The sequence below is a fragment of the Streptosporangium sp. LJ11 genome (assembly GCF_051918945.1).
GTDB lineage: Bacteria > Actinomycetota > Actinomycetes > Streptosporangiales > Streptosporangiaceae > Streptosporangium.
The window spans coordinates 93,165-111,158 of sequence record NZ_JBPXMB010000010.1 but is presented as its reverse complement, the minus strand read 5'-3'; the positions used below and the strand labels follow the sequence as shown (position 1 = coordinate 111,158).

The window sequence follows — 17,994 nt, the reverse complement described above, 5'->3', positions numbered from 1 at the left end:
CACGGAGCCGGGACCTGCGACGAGTCCGTGGCCTTGTCGCAGGTCCACCGACTCGTCACAGGGTCACGGGGGTGGAACCGGCCTGCAGCCGGTTGCCCGTACGCCGCCAGCGAACGAGCCCGCCGTCCAGCGGGCGCGCGTGAAAACCTCGCTCGCGCAGCAGCCGCACGGCCTCCGGAGAGACCGCGCAGTAGGGTCCGCCGCAGTAGGCCACGATCTCGGCGTCCCGGGGGAGCTCGTCGAGACGATCGCGCAGCTCGGCCAGGGGCACCGACAGCGCCCCCGGCACATGACCGCGGGCGTGGTCGGCCGCGGGACGGACGTCGACGATCACGATGCCGGATCCGGGGTCGGCGACACGCGCCGCGAGCTCGCCGGCGGTCACCGGCTCCAGCGCCGCGAGGTCGCCGAGGTGTTCGGACACCGCCTCCCGCAGGTCGGCGAGCCTTTCCCCGGCGAAGTCCTGCAGCTCGCCCAGGAACCGGGAGACCCGCTCGTCGGCCAGCCGGTAGTAGATCCGCGTACCGTCCCTGCGGCTCGTCACCAGGTGGGCGGCGCGGAGCTGCTGCAGCTGGGCCGAGGTGTTCTTCAGCGGGACGCCGGCCGCCTCGGACAGCTGCTCGACGGTGCGTTCCCGCTGGTCGAGCACGTCGAGCAGCCTGAGCCGCACCGGGCTGGCCAGCGTCTTCCCGATCCGCGCCAGCTGCCGGTAGATCGGTTCCTCGCGAAACTCCGCCATGACGTCAGACCATGTACTGGTCGTGGCGGAGGTAGAGATCCGTCCACTCCGCGTCGCTGAGCCGACGTCCCTCGGCCACGATCGCGCCGAGTTCCTCGAAGTACGCCTCGCGCGGTGCCCCGGGGGCGAAGAGCAGGAGCATCGAGGCCGGCTCGCCTGACTCGTTGCGGAAGCTGTGCACCCCGCCCGCCGGGACGTGCAGGAAGTCACCCTCCGTCGCGTCGATCTGGCTCCGCCCGTCGAACAGCCGCACCGTCCCGGACAGGACGAAGAAGGACTCGGAGATCGTCCGGTGGAAATGGGGCGCCGGACCGGACGGCTTCGGCCCCATCTCCCAGCGGTACAGGCCGAACTGCCCGCCCGTCGAGGCACCGGTGCCCAGATAGTGCACCGCCGTCCCGCCGATCGTCAGATCCGGACCCGCGCTCGCCGGCCGGAAGCTCCCGCTGCTCTCGCCCGCCTCGCCCAGGTAAAGCGCCTCCGGGTACGACATCGCACGCTCCATCCCTTTGAGCCAATATTCCAAAGAACTATAGAACACAGAGGTGAAGGTGCGAAAGATAGGGCGCGAGCGACGGGATTCGTGACGCCCCTACGGGCTCGGTCAGCCCCCGCGCCGACGGCGCTGCTGTCACGATGGATCCGTGCGTGTCGAGGAGGAGCCCGTCCTCAACGAGCTCCTGGCCGCCGACCCGCACACGCCGTCCCTGCGGAAAGGGACGGCCGGGACATGACACGGACGGCGAGAGCGGCCGGGAAAGAGCAGTTCGACCTGGTCCGGCGATATGAGCGTGGGGGTTCACGGTGCGAACGCTTTTCGATCCGGAGGAGACCGAGAAGTTCGAGTCGGCGAAGGGCCTGCTGATTCGCCGCTGCCTCGCCTGGGCGGGCGAGCACGGCACGCGGGCCGACGAGGCGATGCTGGCGGCGGCTCTGAACGCGCGGCACCACAGCCGTGACGGGCGGCTGGCCTGCTGGGACGCGCGACAGGTGCGGCGTTTCCTCCTGGAATGGATTCCCCGGCACCTCGTGGCCGAGCGGGAGGTCCTCGACACCGCGCCGGAAAGCCTGCTGACGCTCCTGCGCTACCTCACCGCGTCCGGCCTGCGCGACCCTCGGGGCGCCTCCCTCGCGGAGCTGGAGGCGGCCGTGGCCGAGGCCGCGGCGGAGTATCCGGCGGCGCTGGCCGACCCGGCCCGGCAGGGCGTCGGGAAGTTCTGGACGCAGACCGCCCTCGACAACGGCGTCGTCCTCGACGACGAAAGGGCCGTGGCCGGATTCCGGCGCGATGTCGACGCGGGCCGGATACGGTTCGACGCCGACGTGCTCGACAGGCTTCTCGAGGCCGAGTTCGCCGGTGAGGGACCCGACGACGAGCGAGCCTTCCCCCAGTGTCCCGTCGCCCTCCCTCCCGCCGCCGAACTCGCCGCCGAGGCCGCCCGGAGCGAGATCGTACGGCAGCTGGCCGCCCTGCCCGGCTGGGTAGGGACGGACGGGCGGCCCCTCACCAAGACCGGAAACCTGCGGCCGGCCGACGCCCGCGAGCTGGCGGAGCTGCTGGGCACCGGGGAGCGGGACCTTCGGGTGCGCGGCTCCGCCGAGCTGCCCCGGGTGAGCCTCCTGCTCGCGTGGGCGAAGAAGGCGGGCCTGGTGCGGGTGCGCAAGGAGCGCCTGGTCCCGGTGGCCAAGGCCGCCCCGCTCCTGCGCGACCCCGAGAAGCTGTGGGGGCGCGCGTTCGAGGCGGCCTTCGAGCTGGGCGCCGCGATCTGCGCGCCCACCTCCGGGTGGTCTCGCCCCTCGATGTTCGTCACGGCGTTCGACGAGCTGCTGCCCGACGTGCTGAACACGATGTACAGCCTGCCGGCCCCGATCCCCGTGGCCCGGCTGCAGGAGACCGTATGGCTGGCCTGCCAGGCGTACTTCCTCCTCGACCCCGAGGAGAACGGTGTCCGTCAGGACGTCTGGCGCCGTCAGGTCGACAAGGACCTGCTCGCGGTGCTCGACGCCCTCTCCCGCCTCGGTGCCGTCGAGACGAGCCACGGCATGGCCGACGAGCTGTACTCCAGCGACCTGCGTCCCGGCATCGTCGAGGGGATCGGCGAGCTCACCGAGGACGACCTGCCGCTGCCGCCCGAGGCGTGCGCCCGGCTCCTGTCGCGCCTGGCGGAGCCGGGCCCGCTGGTACGGCTGACGCCCCTGGGCATCCGAGCCGTACGGGAGCGGCTGCTCGCCGACGGGCGGGACGCCCCGCTGCTCGGGGAGCTGGCGGACGCCGAGCCGGGCGAACTGCTGGGGGTGCTCGCCCAGCACTACACCCGGGAGACGGCCACGGCAGAGCTCGAGGGCTGGCTGGCGGCGCACGGAGGTGACGTCGAGCCGCTTCTGGAGGCCGTACGCGCCTGCCCCTTCCGTACCCGCGCCTCCGCCATGCTCTCCACCCTGGTGGAGGCGCTCCCCGACGGCCGGTCGACGCAGGCGAGGCTCCGGCGCGACTCGGCGCTGGGACCCCTCGTCCTGACCGCACTCCTGGAGGCGGGAGAGCTGAGCCCCGAGGATCTCACCGCCGACGAGCACCCGCTGCTCCTCGCCGAGAGTTTGATCATTCTGCTGGAGCTGGGCGGTCCCGAGGCCGTCGTGGAGCAGCTCCGCGAGTCGGCGGGCAGGAACGCGTCCGAGTTCGTCGCGGAGGTGCTGGACTCGGGGCATCCCGCGAGAGCGGCCCTGGAGGAACTGCGCGTGCTGGTGTACGAGCCGATGCTTGCCAGGAGCGCCCGGCTCCGCCTCGTGCCCGGCCCGGCACCGGGCTCGCGCGGCCGCCCCAGTGGCCGCGGCAGGAAGCGCAGGCACTGACGCGGCCTCGCCGGCGCCACCGTCCGCCGGGACGTTCGGCCCCCGGCGTCCCCGATCCACCTGGCCACCGGTCCACCGGACGCCACCGGTCCACCGGACGTTCCTCGACGGCGGTCGTCACGCCGTCGAGGGAACCAGCGGGAGCCCGTGGTAGGCCGCACGGCGCGCGATCTCGAACCCGGCACGGGTGTAGAGGCCGAGGGCCCCGGTCGGGTTGTCCGCGTCCACCTCCAGCCCCGCCGTGTCGTACCCCTGCGCGCGGAACTCGCCCAGCGCGTGCGCGAGCAGCGCGCTCGCCACCCCGCGCCCCCGCCACTCGCGCAGGGTGCCGATGATCTGGATCCACGCCTCACGGACCCCGGTCGCCGCGGTGTCGGCCTCGAAGTAGTGGGTGAGCAGGATGCCCACGCACTCCCCCGACGCGTCCAGCGCGACGAAGGACCCCTCCGGCCGGAACGCCCGCACCCCGACGATGGTGCTCCGCCAGGACTCCGGGGTGTGCTGGACACTCCCCCAGTGGTCGACGAACGAGCGGTTGCGCACCTCTCTGGCGGCATCCTCCAGATCGTCCCGGTAGGTGATGACCTCCACCCCCTCCGGCGGCGAGACCTCCGGCAGTTCGGCGCCCAGGTCGAGGTTCATCTCGTAGAACCACCGGACCGGCTTCATCCCCGCCCTGGCGACCAGCGCCCGCAGGCCCTCGTTGCGGCTGTCCACCTCGATGTGGAGTTCGAGCGGCTGCCCGGGAAAGCGGCGCTCGTGCAGCACGGGGGTGTTGCCGATCGCCCACTCCAGCAGACGGCCCCCCAGCCCCCTGCGCCGGTACTCCGGGTGCACCCCACCCCACAGGCTCATCTGATGGATCGGCTCGGCCGCGGACCGGGACATGGTCATCCCGTACGCGACCAGCCGGCCGGACTCCCACGCCCCCAGCGTGCCCTCGACGGGGTCGAGCAGCGGGTTGGCGAGATCCTCGGCGAGGGCGTCCGCGGTCTCCCTCCCCCCGACCTGGTCCACCTCGCCGATCGCCACCAGCAGCTCCGCCCACGCCCCGACGTCGTCCTTGGTCAGCGGAGCCCACTCGAAGGTCATGGTTGTCGAGCGTAGAAGCACGCCGCTCTCGCCGGCCACCCATTTTTGGGGCGACTGGACATGCGCCGGCGAGGCGCTCGCCCCGCAGGCCGAGTCGTTCGGCGCGTGGTACCACGACTGGCTGGAGGTTTCGCTGCGCGAGGTGCTGGGTGAGCGGATCGAGGACACCGTGCGTGACGAGACCGGCTGGAGCGTTGACCGGCGGTTGCTCGGCCTCCTCCCGCCGCCCTGCGCGTCGAGTTGCTTCTGACGCAGGGTCGGCTGGACGACGCGCGCGCGGCGACCGAGGAGCACATCGCGCGCTGTCCCGACGACGACTTCGGCTACGTGCGCCGCGCTCTCCTTCGGGTGTTGACCGGTGACCCCTCGTCCGCCGAGGAGGTCCTGCGCGCCGACGCCCCGCTCGGGAGGGGAGTTCGATCGGCAGGCCACCCACGTTCCGCCGACCGCGCCCCCATCGCGCTACGACTCCGCGCCCGGCGCCTGGCCTGGGAGTGCCGCCGCTGGGGACACGCCACCGACGCGTCACGCTTCGACGCGATCGCCACCGGCTGACCGTGGGCCAACGCCTGGAGACCCGGACCCGGCCGCGCGACCAGCAGAGCCGAACCATGCCGGGCCACCGCCGCACAGCCGCGTGAGCCCATCGTCCCCGTACTCGGCGCCTTCCCGCTGCCGCACCGGCCACCCGACGAGGCCGCGCTGCGCGCCCGCGCCCTACGGCCACGCCAGCCGCTCGGCCTGGGCTGACATCAAAGGGTGCCGCGATATCCGATGGTTCGTTCATATCCAAACATGTCACTGTATGACGATGTTCGAGAAGGTGAACGCCCGCGAAGTCGTCCGAGCGGCATCATGAGCTTCGGTACCTACGCGCGCCAGGTCCGGAACCAGGATCTGCCGTACGGCCTGCGCTACGTCTCCCTCAGATGCGCGGTCGAGCGATACATGCCCGTTGGATACAACGCGACCTGGGACTACCTCAACAGCCGCGCCGGACGGTTACGGAAGGACGAGACCGCCCTGCTCCGCGCGCTGGACATCCTGGAGACCAGCCGGAAAGCCCGGCTGGCGGAGATGGCGGCGTTCGCGCTGCGCCGTACGAGCGAGAAACGCGATCGCCGCACACTGTCCGCCGGCGAGTACCGATACCGGCACGGCTGGCGCTGGCCGGGCCCTGACGCACACGAGGCCATGCACCGAACGGTCCAGACCCTGTGGACCCAGCACCAGCGGCTGCCCTTTCCGGAGGTACCATCCCTGGTCACGCTGGGCTCGACCGTCGCGGACTGTGTACAGACCTACCTGCGCCGGCGCGGAGCCCTGCATCCCGGCCATCGGGACATCCTGCGGTCCTGCCTGGCCGACCTGCGTGCCGTACGGTTCGATCACCGTTCGCCCGTCTCCGAGGCGTTCCCCTGTTTCCTTCGGCTGCACAAGATGGCCGAACTCATGGCACACGACGCGCTGCCCCTCGTACGCCGGGCATGGCACGGCGACGTGGAGCGGATCGCGGACGTCTTCCTGGCCGCGCGTGGTCAGATGACCTACCTGCCGCGCCTGCACACCGACAGGGAGACCAGGGCCTGGATCGCCGGAGTCGTGGTCGCCCACCACGAGACATGGGTGGCCGAACGACACGGCCAGGTCGCCGGGTTCGCCGCACTGGACGACCGGTGGCTGGAACACCTGTACGTCGCGCCGGAGGCCCAGGGCCACGGCATCGGCTCGGCCCTGCTCGCCCAGACCAGGAAGGTACGGCCCGGCCCGCTCGACCTGCACGTGTTCCAGCAGAACACCGGCGCCCGCCGCTTCTACGAACGGCACGGCTTCGCCCTGGTGGCGCTGGGAGACGGCGGCGACAACGAGGAGAACCTCCCCGACGCCCACTACGTGTTGCGAACCACCCCGCCGGGCAGGTGACAGCCCAGCCCCGGCGCCCCGTTTCCCGCCCCCGGCTCACCCTTCACCCGAGGTGGATCCGCCCGGAGAACGCACCCCGCTCGGCGCGTTTGACCTCCGCGACCTTCTCGATGTCCCACCACTCGTATCCGTGGACATGGGCGACGGCCCGTAGCACTTCGAGCACGTCGGCGATCTCCTCCGCCACCCCGGCCGCCGGAGCCTCGCGCAGTTCCGCCGCCTCCTCGAACAGCTTCTCCAGCAGAGCCTCGCGATACTCGGCGTCCCCGAGAACGGTCACCGCCGGTTCCCCGCCACCCTCACGAATGATCTCCGGAATCCTGTCCCGCACGAGTTTCCCCACCTCAGACCGCCCCTTCGCGCACGTACGGCTTCCTTCGGAAAGCCCAGAGACTACCGGCCTCCTCCTCCGTGCGCGCTTCCCTACACGAGCGGTGAAAATAGCCTGTATTTCGGCAAATACACACCAAGGGCGGCGGCGGATGGATTTCTCTCACTGGGAGCGGAGCCCACGCTCCTCGTGGCGCATGGCCGTGCTGATAGGGGCGAACAGCCGTACCTACAAGTTCGCCCTCGGTGCCGCCCTCCTGGACGCCGCAGCCGAAGGCCGGTCGGAGCTCCTGCTCCGGGATCTGGCGGCGCCGTACGCGATGGGGCTGGTACGGCATCTCGGCCAGGCGCCACAGGTATCCCAGAAGGGCGAACGGGGAGAGAAGGACTTCCTCTCGGTGGCCGAGCGAGAGGCCGCGGAGTCACTCAGGCTCGGGAGCCCCACCGAAGAACTACTGGCGGCGGCTGTCGACTCCATGCCCAGGATGGTGATGCGGAAGTTCCACAACCTGCGTGGCGAAGGAGCGGAGGTGCCGCACCGCTTCTACGAGGTGACGGGCCGTTCCCACGAACAGGTCGTCCGGCTGAGCAAGGAACTCAGCGATATCGCCCGGTCAGAGCAGGCTCCGACCCTGCGGGGCGAGCTGTCAGCCCGCTGGAGCATCGTGGAGACGTCCTTCGCCGCCGGGATCGGCCGCAGCCTGATCGATGAGGGTGTCGCCGTGGACATGACCACCCTGCAGATCACCGACAGGCGGCGCCGCCGATCGGTCACCGGCGTCACGGACGCGGTCATCGGCTTCCAGCAGGGTCTCTGCATGATCTGCGCGGAACCCATCACCCCGGGCATCGACGTCATCGCCGTCGACCACGTGTTCCCTTACTCGTTCATGAGGCTTCTCCGCCCCGGAGGCGGGGGCGCGGCACCGGACCTGGACGCGGTCTGGAACCTGGCCCCCACACACGCGTGGTGCAACGGCCAGAAGAGCAACCGGCCACCTGCTCCAGCGGAAATGACCAGGCTGGCTCAGCGAAACGAAGCCATCATGCGGTCACCGCACCCACTCAAGAAGACCCTGAAGTTGGCCTTGGAGCACAACGGGTACAAAGGAACCCGGCCGGGCCAGTGGTTCACGTTCATCCAACACGTACGCGACCTTCTCTGACACGCCCGTCCACGGTGAGGGGCCGGCCGTCGAGGGCTTCTCCGGCTGGAGCCCTTCTCGCGGTTAGAACGCCGGATCACGGGCAACGACCGGTCACGTTCAAGGACGTCGGAGTTCCCCGCGTTCGATGCCTCCGGTGAAGGCGTCGTACTCGGCGTCGGTGAACAGGTGCGGAGCTTTCTCCGGGTTCTTGGAGTCGCGCAGGGCCACGATGCCCTGGTCCAGGAAGGCGATTTGGACGCAGTTGGTGCCGCCACTGCTAAGGCTGCTGGTGTGCCAGCAGACGTCGCGAAGCTGGGTTTCGATCCAGTCGGGGTCGAGGGTGGTCTTGTTCATGAGGGGTCCTTGGCGATCGCGGTGAGGAGCGGTATCGATGCCTTCGGGGAGAGTGCGTCGGACTTCAGCAGGTCGCTGGTGGTGCGGTAGAGCTCGACGGTCTCGGGGTCGTTCAGGTGCAGGGAGGCGCGCAGGGACTCGATGCACACAAGGTCGCGACCAGTGGGAAACGACATGAGCATGAACGGGCCGTCCATTCCCGCGTGGGCTCCGGCGGAGAACGGCAGGACCTGGATCGTGACGGCGGGGTTGGTGCGGGCGAGATGTGTCAGGTGCTCGATCTGGGCACGCATGCAGGCCCGTCCGCCGACTTCCTGACGCAGCAGGCCCTCTGGAAGCACGACCCAGATCTTCAGTGGAGGTCGGCGCTCCAGCATGGTGCGCTGATGCTCCAGCCGCAGTGCCACAAAGCGGTCAATGTCCTCCGGCGTCTTCCAGACTCTGCTGCCCTCGGTCACCGCGCGGGCGTAGTCCGGGGTCTGGAGAAGGCCGTGGACGGCGAGGGGGTTGAAGACGAACAGGGCGTCGGCGCTCTCCACCTGGGAGAGATAGTCGCCGAGCGGGTCGTCGACCACGCCTTCGTAGCGCTGCCACCAGTCGGCTTCACCGGCTCTGCGTACGAGGTCGCGAAGTTCTTCTTTCAGAGCGGTGTCGGTGATGCCGAAGACCTCGAAGAAGTGCGGAAGCTGCTGGATCCTGAGCCCCTGCAGTCCGTTTTCGATCTTGCTGACCGTCGAGAGGGACTGGTAGCCGAGGTGGCCTGCCGCCTCCTCCTGGGTCCAGCCGAGGGCCTCACGGATGCGTCTGAGTTCCGCGCCCAGGCGTCGGCGTCGCGGCGTGGGTTCGACGGGCATGGTCACCTCCTTCCTCGTGGGGAGCGTAGTGCTCAGGACGGGGCAAGGAAATGCCATCCTCCCTGGAGGAAAGACTTTCTTATAGGAATGACTTGCCTGAAGGGTGGCCTTCGCTGCATTATCGAGGCGTGACAGCGGTGAGTGTTTAAACAGTCACAGAAAGGCGTGATCGTCGGCTTTGTCTGTATGTCTTCGCGGAGACGTCCCCTGTGCGCCGCCGATCCCGAAAGCACCGTTGACCTCAGGCTTCCTCACCGGGGTGAAACCCAAGCGAGCCCGCAGAGCATCTGCCGACCTGCTCGCAGGGCTGCCCCCAGTCCCATCCGTTAGGAGCAACGATGCTCATCGAGCACGTTCCGGATACCGGCGAGTACGACAGACCACGCAAACGCTTCCGGATGACCGCCTGGTGCCTGCCTCCTGGCAACGCGGCCCGGCGCGCCCGGGAACTGTTCCGCGACCGGCTGGCCAAACTGCCCCTGGATCCCGACGTGCTCGACGAGCTGGAAATCGTGGTCTCCGAGCTGGTCACCAACGCCACCCGCTACGCCCCGGGCCCCTACGAACTACGCCTCCTGCACGACCACGGCCTGCCCGTCCGCACTGAGGTCGTCGACGCCGGAGCCGGAACCACTCTCATCGACCACCTCCTGCACCGCCCCCTGCCCGTCCCCGAGCGGATCGACGATCTCGAACTCGGCGGCCGGGGCCTGCGCATCGTCGCCGAACTCACCCACGGACGCTGCGGCACCCAGTGGACCCGCCTGTGCGGCACCGGCCGGCTCGGCACCGTCGTCTGGTTCGACCTCCCCACCCAGCGGCACCGGCACCCCTGAACGCCCCGACCTCCGAGCAGACGGGATCGTCCCCCGATCTCCCTGACCTCGGAGCCGGTCCACGCCAACGGCTCCCCCGTACCGGGCGTGGACCGTACAAAAGGCCGGCGTCCACGGACTCCATGCCCACTCCCGTCCGGGACGCCGGCCTCCCACCCCTCATGAAGCGGCAACGCCCGACCTGCACGTAGAAAGCTTTGATGGCCCGCGCCACGCGGCCGGTGTCAATGACAGCTCGGGCAAGTTCATGACGTACGCGCGCGGCGTGCGGAAGGATGACGCCGGACGACTGGACGTACGGTGAACTTCGGAGAACCACGCATGTCGCAACATGGCTACTGGCGCGTGTCTGACGGCACTCCCGTGACGGCGGCGGAGGCCCGGGAGATCTGGACCCGTGAGGCCTATCCCCTGCTCGTCGGTGTGGCGCGCACGTATCACGCGGTCATCACCTACAAGGAGCTCGCCGAGAAGATCCAGGAGAGCACGGGCATCCGCACCAGGACCCTGCTCCACAACTGGATCGGAACCGTTCTGAGCAAGGTGGTCCGGGAAGCTCATCGCCGCGGCGACCCGCAACTCACCGCCCTGGTGGTGCACACCGACGACGGCATGGTGGGCGAGGGCTACAAGGAGGTTCTCGAGGTTGCCGGAGAGCCGGCGGCGGACAGCGTTTCGGATCGCGAGCAGCACGCCGCTCGTGCCCGGCTGGAGTGCTACCGGCGCTTCGGTGCGGCCCTGCCCGCCGATGGCGGCGTTCCCGCTCTCGCCCCGCTGTATCAGGCCGCCGTCGAGCGTCGACGCGTACGCACCGAGAGTCCTCCCCGGCTCTGTCCCCGCTGTTTCGTGCAGCTTCCGTCGACCGGCGCCTGCGACTCGTGCGACTAGCGGCGGCCGAGCCGGGAAGAGCCGACCCCCCTCAGTCGTTCGCACAGGACAGAGCCCCCGCCGACTTCCTCAGGGTGTTCCAACCAGAGCGGCGCGAACCGGTGAGTCGTGGGTGCCCATCGCCTCCGGCTCGGCGCGGGAAGGAAGAACCCGGGCTCAGCTCTGCTTTGCGATGACCTGCCGGTGGTAGTCGAGGTGATCCCGGCTGATCCCGTGGCCCTGGATGACTCGGAGATGGCCGAGCGAGACACCGGATGCCGTGTCCGTCGTCGTGAGGTCGGCCTGGATGGTGATCATCCCTCGGTCGAACAGGACGTGGTGGTTGGGGCAGAGGCAGAGCAGGTTGCCGGGCTCGTCGGGGCCGTTGTGCGGCTTTCCGAGCGGGCGGATGTGGGCTCCCTCGGCGTAGAAGCCCCGGTGGAGAGCGAGACGGTCGCCGCAGATCTGGCAGTGGAAGCCGTGAGCGCGCTTGATCTGCTCGGCGAGCGGGGAGTCGCGGATGACGCGCTCCACGACGGCCTCGCGACGGCTGGGTGGAGAGGACGCCGCGTCCAGTCCGACCCTGGTGAGAAGCCTGTGGTGGTCGACGCCGTGGAAGTACGCGCTGAGCAGCCTCACGACGATCCGGGCCCGGATGTCCTCCCGGTCGGTGATGATCTCATGCGCCCACGGCCGCAGGCCGCTGTCCGGCTGGTGCTCTTTCATCCACTTCTGCGCGTGCCGACCACTGGCGGCCGGTACGTCGGTGTGGCCGGGCAGATCCCAGAGGCCGTGATGGTGAAGCCACAGCACGGGGAACTCCGGGTTGGGCCGGTCCTCCTCAAGACCGAACTCCTCGATGAGCCGCCCGAGTTCGCGGTAGGTGCTCTCCCACCGCCGCAGGCGTGGCTTGCCCTGGGCCGCGCGGCCGATCACCCAGAGCAGGGTCAACGGCTGATGCCTTTTCTGCGCACCGGTCGCGGGAGACACGGCGGGCTTGAGCGACTCGACCTTCCGCAGGAGGTCTTCGACGGAGGACACCTTGGCAGCCTGCCCCGGTTTCGTCACCTCGAAGCCCAGGCCGCCGAGCACCCGGGCGACGGTGGCGTTCCCGCCGGAGAACTCGTCAGGGCGCAGGGGCCTGCCCCCGACTCCGCGGTGAGCGACTCCGGCGATCGCCTTGGAGTCGTACCGCCTGCCGCCGTGAAGGAGGAAGTAGCCGAGGGCGGGCCGGTAGCCGTACTTCTCGAGAAAAGCGTCGCGGCCCAGCTTGTCGAACTCGTCGATGGCGGCGAGCACCATCTCACGTCGAAGATCGGAAAGCGCCACCCCACGAGCCTATGCAGGTATCGCCGAAACTGCCGCTGATTTCAGGTGAAATCGGACTTCAAATCGGCAGGGACACTGCCTGAATCCTTCGGCGGATACCAGCCGTTCCTTGAGAGGTGCGCTTCGCCAACAGCCACGTTCGCCAAGGACCCGGGATCGTCCCCACCGGCAGAGTTGAATCCGGTAGCTCGCGTGGAGCGCGTTTGACGAGTCGGCAAACGCCGGCGAAGGGTCGGTGACTTTATGGAATCACTCACGCGCTTTGAGTGACACAGTTTAACCTTTACCCATGACGGTTAAGGTAAAGGTTATGGAGCATGACAAGAGGACGCGTGCCAGGCGTACGGGGCCGGCGCGCATCTCCAGCAAGAACCAGGTGACCCTGCCTGCGGCGGTGTTGCGCAAGCTCGGTCTTCACGCGGGAGACTCGGTCGACATCACCGAAGATGACGGTCAGATCATCATCCGGCGGCACCGCAGCCGTCTCGACGGGGTGGTCGGCACCATCCCAGGCTTCACCGAAGCCGTGGACGTCGAGGCGAGCCGCGAGAGCTGGGGATGACGGGTGCCGACCGTGATGCTCGACACCAATGTCATCGTCGGCCTGCTCGATCCCGACGACGCACTGCACGGCCAGGCCCGCGACGCCGTTCGCCGCTGGGAGGACAAGATGGCCTCGTTCGCCATCTCTGTGATCACCTGGGGCGAGCTGCGGGTGGGTGCGGTCCGCAAGGGTGTCGCGGCCGAGAGGATGCTCGAGGCGTTCCGTGCCACCGTCATCGATCGGATCGTCGGGGTGGACGAGGCGACGGCCGAGAGCGCCGCCCTGCTCAGGGCCGCGGATTTGACGATTCGGGTACCGGACGCCCTCATCATCGCGACCGCCCGTGGGGCGAAGGCCGACGCGCTGCTCACCACAGACCGGAAATTCCCGGGCATCGCCCCGGAACTCGTCGAACTGCTACGGCCGGGCTGATTCGGTGGAACATCCGCCATCCCCGGTCGCTGACCTGGTCCAGACCGCTCCGGTGATACAGGCTCTTCGACGTCACGCGAGGTGAAGGTGCCCCCGATTGTTTCGGCCGCCGAGCGTGCCGGCCGGACTCGGCGTCGCGGTGTACCGAGGCCAGGTCGGCGAGCGGGCGGGACGCGGAGACGTCGACGTGGACGGCTCCGGCGTCGACGAGCTTGACCAGGGCGGCGAGGTGGCTCGTGTCGTTGCGGACCACGAAGTGCGTCGCGGTCACCGGGGAGTCGGCCGGCACCTCGACCGGGACGGTGATGGACACGAGGACGCCGGACGGCCGGACCAGCGGTATCAATGCCGCGGCCTGCCCCGCGTCCACCGCGACGAGGTTGAGGACCACGTCGACCGGTTCGCCCAGCGCGCCGGCGACGGGCGTGGCCGTGTAGTCGACGATCTGGTCGGCGCCGAACCGGCGGACCGCCTCGGTACTGCGCGGACCGGCTGTGGCGATGACGTGCGCACCGGCGTACTTGGCGAGCTGGACGGCGAACCCGCCGACGCCGCCGCCTGCGACCCGGACGAGCTGACCGGGCCGGACGCCCCGCGGTTCCACGCCAGCGTCCCCGAGGACGCCGTTCGCCCGCCGCTTCACCGCCCTGCTCGGCCAGCCGCCGCTGACCTACCTGACCTGGTGGCGGATGACCGCCGCCGCCCGGCTCCTCCAGGAGTCCGACGCGCCGCTGCACGCCGTCGCGGCCAGGGTCGGCTACACCTCGGAGTTCGCCTTCGCCGGCGCGTTCAAACGCCGGTACGGCATCGCCCCGGGCAGATACCGCCGCACCGGGTGACGGCGGTCCGCGGCACGCGCCATCCGGAAGGACCGGACGGGCCTGCCACGACCGGCCCGGCCGCCGGGGCAGGCGCACAAGGCCGGGACTAACGGGTCTCCGCCTGGGCGGCCAGCACGGCCTGGCGGAGGGGCCGGGCGCCGCACAGGTCGGCGAGTTCCAGGGCCGCCTTCAGCCGGGAGCCCGCGTCCTGGAGGCGGCCGGAGCGTCGCAGGGCCTCGCCGAGCCGGTACAGAGAGGTGGCGTGTTCGAGGCGGGCGTCGGTCGCTTCGAGCAGCCGGACCGACTCCGCCAGCATGTCGAGCCTTCCCGGCCCGGTCACGGTGGCGGCGGCCGACCTAAGGGCCCTGCCGACCGCCCTGGGCGTCCCCCACCCGGCCGCGGCGGCGAGCAGGTCCTGAGCGACGGCGTGCGCCTCCTCCCGCTGTCCCCGCAGGAGCAGGCAGCGTACGAGCGGCGTGCGCCAGTCGAGGATTTCCGGGTTGGTGATGCCCATGGTGCGACAGTGGTCCCTGGTCGCCCGCGTCATCTCCGTCGCGCGCCGGATGTCGCCCTGAGTGAGGAGTAGGTCGATCTCGCCGTTGGCGTAGATGTGGTGGTTGAGCTCGGGGCCGTGGGCGGCCTTGATCTCCTTGAGGACGGATCGCGCCTCTTCGAGGTCGCCGCGTGCCAGCAGGGCCGAGATGAACGGGTTCCCGACGAACACCAGCCCGAGGCCGAGGCCGCCGTTCCTGGCCGCCTCCACGGCCAGCCGCCCGTCGTGGACGGCCTCGTCGAGGTTGCCCTTGGCGTGCATGACCATTGACCTGTAGGTGAACGCGGGGGCGGTCCCGCGCAGCGAGCCGGCCTCGCGGCTGTACTCCAGCATCGCCTCGACGGACGTCAGGAGTCGCGGGTTGTCGCAGGGGCTCAGCGCGTACCACGCGCACGTCAGCAGGGGGAACGCCAGCGGCTGCCCCATCAGGCGGTCGCCGGTGACGGCCCGCAGGGCGCGCCGCTCGGCCGATTCGCGCCTGTTCCGCATCGCGTCGTGGAGCGCGAGGCTGCATTCGAGCATGAGGCCGCCGAAGGAGGCGTCGGGCTCCTGCGCGCCGAACTCGTCGAGCGACGCGACGAGGTCGGTGCCGTACGGCGTTCCGTAGGACACCATGCCGATGCAGGCCTGCAGCGCCCTGCGCGCGGTGACGGAGATGTCGCTCTCCCCGCCGAGGACGGACTGGCAGGCCAGCGCCGCCTGCCTGGGCCGGCCGATCGTCCAGGTGGTGCAGCCGAGGATGAAGGCGATCTCGGCGCGCCGCTCGGGGTCGGGTTCCAGGATGAGCACCTCGGAGAGGCGTTCGACGGCCTGCGGCATGTTCACGAGCGCCTCGGTCATGCCGAGCCGGGTCAGCACGCCTAGCCGCTGGTCGGCGCGGGCCTCGTCGAGCTGCCTGCGCAGGAACGCGACCGCGCCGTCGACCGAGCCGCGGGCCAGGCTGAGATCGACGGCCTCGCCGAGGATCGCCGTCGGATCGTAATCGCCCATGCCGGGAGGGACATCGTGGTCGCCCATGCCCGGAGGGACCCGGAGCAGGTGGGTCGCCGCCCTGATCGGGTCGTGCCCGGCCATCGCGGCACCGGCGGCACGCAGGTGGAGGTCGGCCAGCCTGCTCGCCCTGATCCCTGAGTAGACGGCGGCCTGGATCAGCGGATGGCCGAACGAGAACCGCGCGGGCACCCCGTGCGAGGTGACCAGGTCGTTGACGACCAGCGAGGACACCGCGTCGAGCGCCTCCCGCGACGAGAGCCCGGCCACCTCGCCTAGCGCGCGGGCACCGGCGCCGTCGCCGAGGACGGCCAGGGCGTGCGCCACGCTCGTGGCGTGCGCGGGCAGGTGGCGGAGCTGCCCGGCGACGAAGCGCTCGATGTTCGGCGAGCCCTGGAGCAGGGCGGGTGCGCGGCCCCCCGGCGCGGTCAGCTGGCGGCCGAGCTCGCGTACCAGAAACGGGTTCCCGCGTGTCGAGTCGTAGCACCGCCGGACGAGTTCCTCGTCGGGCGGGGCGGCGGTGAGGCCGGCCAGCAGCTCGGCGCAGCCGCCGGGGGTGAGCGGGGTCAGCGTGGCCGTGACGGCCAGGGGCAGGCCGGCGATGACCGAGACGATGTGGTCGACGCGTTCCGAGCCCGGTCGCAGCCCGGTTACGACCGCCGCGGGCAGCCCGTCCAGCCGCGCGGCCAGGTAGGCGAGGAACTGGGCCGAGGCGGCGTCGCTCCAGTGCAGGTCGTCCACCACGATCAGGAGCGGGTTGCGCGACGCCAGGTCGTGGGCGAGCCAGAAGAGGGAGTTGATGATCGAGTACTCGCCCTGCGGGGTGGCCGGATCGGCGCCGGCCGGTCGCAGGACGGCCGGGGTCGGCACCGCGGGGTCCCTGGCGAACGGCTCGAACAGCTGCCGGACGCAGCCCCAGGCGTATCCGACCTCAAGGTCGGTGCCGCGGGCGCCGGCGACCGTGAAGCCCAGCTTCTCCGCCCGCGCCCGAGCGTGCTCCAGCAGGCTCGTCTTCCCGATCCCGGCCGGTCCCGCCAAGAGCAGGAGGCCGCCCTGCCTCCCGATCATCGCGGTGTTCAGGATCCGGTCGATGAGGTGCGTCTCCGCCGCCCGCTCCACCAGGGCGGGCACCGGGGGAACGCTTCCGGCCCCCTGGGACCTGAACGCGACCGCTTCGACTCTCCAGGGCTCGGACCCGGCCGCTTCAGCTCCCTGAGCCCCGGACGCGACCCCTTCCACTCTTCGTGCCCCGGACGCGACCGCCGGGCCCGGGGCGAGCAGGTCGAGGCTGGGGTCCTGCCGGAGGATCGCCGTCTCCAGTTCGCGGAGCGGGAGCGTGGGGTCGATGCCCAGCTCGTCGAGCAGCCGGTCGCGTAACCGGCGGTAGACCGCCAGCGCGTCGGTCTGCCGCCCGCTGCGGTACAGGGCGACCATCAGCAACCCGTGCAGGTCCTCGTCGTAGGGGTGCGGCTCGACCAGGCCCTCCAGCTCCGGCACCAGCTCCGCGTGTTCGCCGAGCGCCAGCCTGGCCTCGGCCAGCCCCCGCCGCGCGCCGTGGCGCAGCCGCTCCAGCCTGGCCGCCTGCTCCTTGAACCAGGACAGTCCCGCCACGTCCTCCAGGGGGCGCCCGCGCCACAGTTCCAGGGCGGCCGTGAGCGTGGCCGCCCGCGCGGCGGGATCGGCCGCCCTCTTTCCCCGCTCGACGAGGGCCTCGGCCCTCCGGACGTCCGTGTCCACCGCGCCGGGGGTGAGCACGTACCCCGGCGGGCGGGCCACGATCGCCCCGGGCACCCCCAGCAGCCTGCGCAGGTAGGACATGTGGCTCTGCAGGGTGTTCGTCGCCGTCGCGGGCGGCCTGCCGTCCCACACCGCGTCGATCAACCGGCCGGCGTCGACCACGTCGCCGGCCCGCAGCGCCAGGACGGCCGCCACCGCCTTGCGGCGCAGCCCGGAGACCGGCAGGACGGCGTCTCCCGCGACGACGTCCACCGGGCCGAGGAGCCGCACCAGGACGGGCCGCGGACCACCGTCGTGATCATGATCGTCGGGGACGGTCATCGCCACATCACCCCCGGACCGTACGCCGCCTGAGCCGAGACGGATTCAGGCTAACCGCCCGAGAGGGGGTTGAACACCGGATGGGCCTGGCGCGTTCCAGCGCCGCGTCAGCCGCGTTTCAGCGCCCGGTGGCAGTGTTCCCGCGTACGGCAGGGCAGCCGGCCCGGCCGTCACGGATCGACACGGGGTCAGGGTGCCGGCGCGCTCACGGGGTTCATCGCCGTCAGCGAGGGCGCGCACGCGCTGCCTGACCACTTCCGCGCGGTGCTCAGAG

At 70.6% G+C, this 17,994-nt stretch carries 18 protein-coding genes and 1 pseudogene; 10 read left to right on the top strand and 9 right to left on the bottom strand.

Annotation, left to right across the window (positions count from 1 at the left end; translation table 11 throughout):
* Window positions 1-55 precede the first annotated feature (55 nt).
* Window positions 56-739 (bottom strand): ArsR/SmtB family transcription factor, encoded by a 684-nt coding sequence (locus ACTOQ3_RS16760; RefSeq protein WP_440084306.1) that lies wholly within the window; start codon window positions 737-739, stop codon window positions 56-58.
* A 4-nt stretch (window positions 740-743) separates the two neighbouring features.
* Window positions 744-1,232 carry a cupin domain-containing protein gene (locus ACTOQ3_RS16755; RefSeq protein ID WP_440084305.1) on the bottom strand — a complete coding sequence of 163 codons (489 nt, stop codon included), beginning with the start codon at window positions 1,230-1,232 and terminating at the stop codon, window positions 744-746.
* A gap of 311 nt (window positions 1,233-1,543) precedes the next feature.
* Between ACTOQ3_RS16755 and ACTOQ3_RS16750 the strand changes: the two genes are divergently transcribed.
* Window positions 1,544-3,589 carry a hypothetical protein gene (locus ACTOQ3_RS16750; RefSeq protein WP_440084304.1) on the top strand — a complete coding sequence of 682 codons (2,046 nt, stop codon included), beginning with the start codon at window positions 1,544-1,546 and terminating at the stop codon, window positions 3,587-3,589.
* Between the two features lie 117 nt (window positions 3,590-3,706).
* Here ACTOQ3_RS16750 and ACTOQ3_RS16745 read toward each other — a convergent pair whose 3' ends face one another.
* Complete coding sequence (locus ACTOQ3_RS16745; protein WP_440084303.1) at window positions 3,707-4,681, bottom strand: GNAT family N-acetyltransferase; 975 nt, start codon at window positions 4,679-4,681, stop codon at window positions 3,707-3,709.
* Between ACTOQ3_RS16745 and ACTOQ3_RS16740 the strand changes: the two genes are divergently transcribed.
* From ACTOQ3_RS16740 to ACTOQ3_RS16730, 3 genes are all read left to right on the top strand, one after another.
* A complete protein-coding gene (locus ACTOQ3_RS16740) occupies window positions 4,680-4,931 on the top strand; it encodes a hypothetical protein (protein WP_440084302.1) in 252 nt (83 codons plus the stop codon). The two genes, ACTOQ3_RS16745 and ACTOQ3_RS16740, sit on opposite strands and share 2 nt — an antisense overlap.
* Complete coding sequence (locus ACTOQ3_RS16735; RefSeq protein ID WP_440084301.1) at window positions 4,922-5,236, top strand: hypothetical protein; 315 nt, start codon at window positions 4,922-4,924, stop codon at window positions 5,234-5,236. The genes ACTOQ3_RS16740 and ACTOQ3_RS16735 overlap by 10 nt, the downstream gene beginning before the upstream one ends.
* Before the next feature lie 300 nt (window positions 5,237-5,536).
* Window positions 5,537-6,604, top strand: coding sequence for an N-acetyltransferase family protein (locus tag ACTOQ3_RS16730; protein ID WP_440084300.1), 1,068 nt, complete (start codon window positions 5,537-5,539; stop codon window positions 6,602-6,604).
* Between the two features lie 43 nt (window positions 6,605-6,647).
* Here the strand turns inward: ACTOQ3_RS16730 and ACTOQ3_RS16725 are convergent, their stop codons facing one another.
* Window positions 6,648-6,884 carry a nucleoside triphosphate pyrophosphohydrolase gene (locus ACTOQ3_RS16725; RefSeq protein ID WP_440084299.1) on the bottom strand — a complete coding sequence of 79 codons (237 nt, stop codon included), beginning with the start codon at window positions 6,882-6,884 and terminating at the stop codon, window positions 6,648-6,650.
* 247 nt (window positions 6,885-7,131) lie between these two features.
* On the opposite strand from ACTOQ3_RS16725, the gene ACTOQ3_RS16720 reads away from it, so the two are divergent.
* On the top strand, window positions 7,132-8,100 hold the full coding sequence (locus ACTOQ3_RS16720; protein ID WP_440084298.1) for a hypothetical protein: 969 nt from the start codon (window positions 7,132-7,134) through the stop codon (window positions 8,098-8,100).
* A 99-nt stretch (window positions 8,101-8,199) separates the two neighbouring features.
* Here ACTOQ3_RS16720 and ACTOQ3_RS16715 read toward each other — a convergent pair whose 3' ends face one another.
* Window positions 8,200-8,436, bottom strand: coding sequence for a DUF397 domain-containing protein (locus ACTOQ3_RS16715; protein ID WP_440084297.1), 237 nt, complete (start codon window positions 8,434-8,436; stop codon window positions 8,200-8,202).
* Complete coding sequence (locus tag ACTOQ3_RS16710) at window positions 8,433-9,290, bottom strand: helix-turn-helix domain-containing protein (RefSeq protein WP_440084296.1); 858 nt, start codon at window positions 9,288-9,290, stop codon at window positions 8,433-8,435. The genes ACTOQ3_RS16715 and ACTOQ3_RS16710 overlap by 4 nt, the downstream gene beginning before the upstream one ends.
* Before the next feature lie 338 nt (window positions 9,291-9,628).
* Between ACTOQ3_RS16710 and ACTOQ3_RS16705 the strand changes: the two genes are divergently transcribed.
* Complete coding sequence (locus ACTOQ3_RS16705; RefSeq protein ID WP_440084295.1) at window positions 9,629-10,126, top strand: ATP-binding protein; 498 nt, start codon at window positions 9,629-9,631, stop codon at window positions 10,124-10,126.
* A gap of 345 nt (window positions 10,127-10,471) precedes the next feature.
* Window positions 10,472-11,014 carry a hypothetical protein gene (locus ACTOQ3_RS16700; protein WP_440084294.1) on the top strand — a complete coding sequence of 181 codons (543 nt, stop codon included), beginning with the start codon at window positions 10,472-10,474 and terminating at the stop codon, window positions 11,012-11,014.
* Window positions 11,015-11,170: 156 nt separating this feature from the next.
* On the opposite strand, the gene ACTOQ3_RS16695 is transcribed toward ACTOQ3_RS16700, so the two are convergent.
* Window positions 11,171-12,322, bottom strand: coding sequence for an HNH endonuclease (locus tag ACTOQ3_RS16695; RefSeq protein ID WP_440084293.1), 1,152 nt, complete (start codon window positions 12,320-12,322; stop codon window positions 11,171-11,173).
* Window positions 12,323-12,632: 310 nt separating this feature from the next.
* Here ACTOQ3_RS16695 and ACTOQ3_RS16690 point away from each other — a divergent pair, with 310 nt between their 5' ends.
* Complete coding sequence (locus tag ACTOQ3_RS16690) at window positions 12,633-12,884, top strand: AbrB/MazE/SpoVT family DNA-binding domain-containing protein (protein WP_440084292.1); 252 nt, start codon at window positions 12,633-12,635, stop codon at window positions 12,882-12,884.
* A 3-nt stretch (window positions 12,885-12,887) separates the two neighbouring features.
* Entirely contained in the window at window positions 12,888-13,298 is a 411-nt protein-coding gene (locus ACTOQ3_RS16685) for a type II toxin-antitoxin system VapC family toxin (RefSeq protein WP_440084291.1), read from the top strand.
* Here the strand turns inward: ACTOQ3_RS16685 and ACTOQ3_RS16680 are convergent.
* Window positions 13,234-13,902 carry a zinc-binding dehydrogenase gene (locus ACTOQ3_RS16680; RefSeq protein ID WP_440084290.1) on the bottom strand — a complete coding sequence of 223 codons (669 nt, stop codon included), beginning with the start codon at window positions 13,900-13,902 and terminating at the stop codon, window positions 13,234-13,236. The two genes, ACTOQ3_RS16685 and ACTOQ3_RS16680, sit on opposite strands and share 65 nt — an antisense overlap.
* 13 nt (window positions 13,903-13,915) lie before the next feature.
* On the opposite strand from ACTOQ3_RS16680, the pseudogene ACTOQ3_RS16675 reads away from it, so the two are divergent.
* Window positions 13,916-14,137, top strand: a pseudogene (locus tag ACTOQ3_RS16675) (helix-turn-helix transcriptional regulator); the annotation flags it as partial.
* 88 nt (window positions 14,138-14,225) lie between these two features.
* Here ACTOQ3_RS16675 and ACTOQ3_RS16670 read toward each other — a convergent pair.
* Window positions 14,226-17,720 carry a BTAD domain-containing putative transcriptional regulator gene (locus tag ACTOQ3_RS16670; protein ID WP_440084289.1) on the bottom strand — a complete coding sequence of 1,165 codons (3,495 nt, stop codon included), beginning with the start codon at window positions 17,718-17,720 and terminating at the stop codon, window positions 14,226-14,228.
* Between the last annotated feature and the right edge of the window lie 274 nt (window positions 17,721-17,994).

Excerpts from the sequence above, each read along its gene's own strand:
- ACTOQ3_RS16760 (WP_440084306.1), bottom strand. The coding sequence starts at position 739 with ATGGCGGAGTTTCGCGAGGAACCGATCTACCGGCAGCTGGCGCGGATC.
- ACTOQ3_RS16755 (WP_440084305.1), bottom strand. The coding sequence starts at position 1,232 with ATGTCGTACCCGGAGGCGCTTTACCTGGGCGAGGCGGGCGAGAGCAGC.
- ACTOQ3_RS16740 (WP_440084302.1), top strand. The coding sequence starts at position 4,680 with ATGGTTGTCGAGCGTAGAAGCACGCCGCTCTCGCCGGCCACCCATTTT.
- ACTOQ3_RS16745 (WP_440084303.1), bottom strand. The coding sequence starts at position 4,681 with ATGACCTTCGAGTGGGCTCCGCTGACCAAGGACGACGTCGGGGCGTGG.
- ACTOQ3_RS16730 (WP_440084300.1), top strand. The coding sequence starts at position 5,537 with ATGAGCTTCGGTACCTACGCGCGCCAGGTCCGGAACCAGGATCTGCCG.
- ACTOQ3_RS16720 (WP_440084298.1), top strand. The coding sequence starts at position 7,132 with ATGGCCGTGCTGATAGGGGCGAACAGCCGTACCTACAAGTTCGCCCTC.
- ACTOQ3_RS16715 (WP_440084297.1), bottom strand. The coding sequence starts at position 8,436 with ATGAACAAGACCACCCTCGACCCCGACTGGATCGAAACCCAGCTTCGC.
- ACTOQ3_RS16710 (WP_440084296.1), bottom strand. The coding sequence starts at position 9,290 with ATGCCCGTCGAACCCACGCCGCGACGCCGACGCCTGGGCGCGGAACTC.
- ACTOQ3_RS16705 (WP_440084295.1), top strand. The coding sequence starts at position 9,629 with ATGCTCATCGAGCACGTTCCGGATACCGGCGAGTACGACAGACCACGC.
- ACTOQ3_RS16690 (WP_440084292.1), top strand. The coding sequence starts at position 12,633 with ATGGAGCATGACAAGAGGACGCGTGCCAGGCGTACGGGGCCGGCGCGC.
- ACTOQ3_RS16670 (WP_440084289.1), bottom strand. The coding sequence starts at position 17,720 with ATGACCGTCCCCGACGATCATGATCACGACGGTGGTCCGCGGCCCGTC.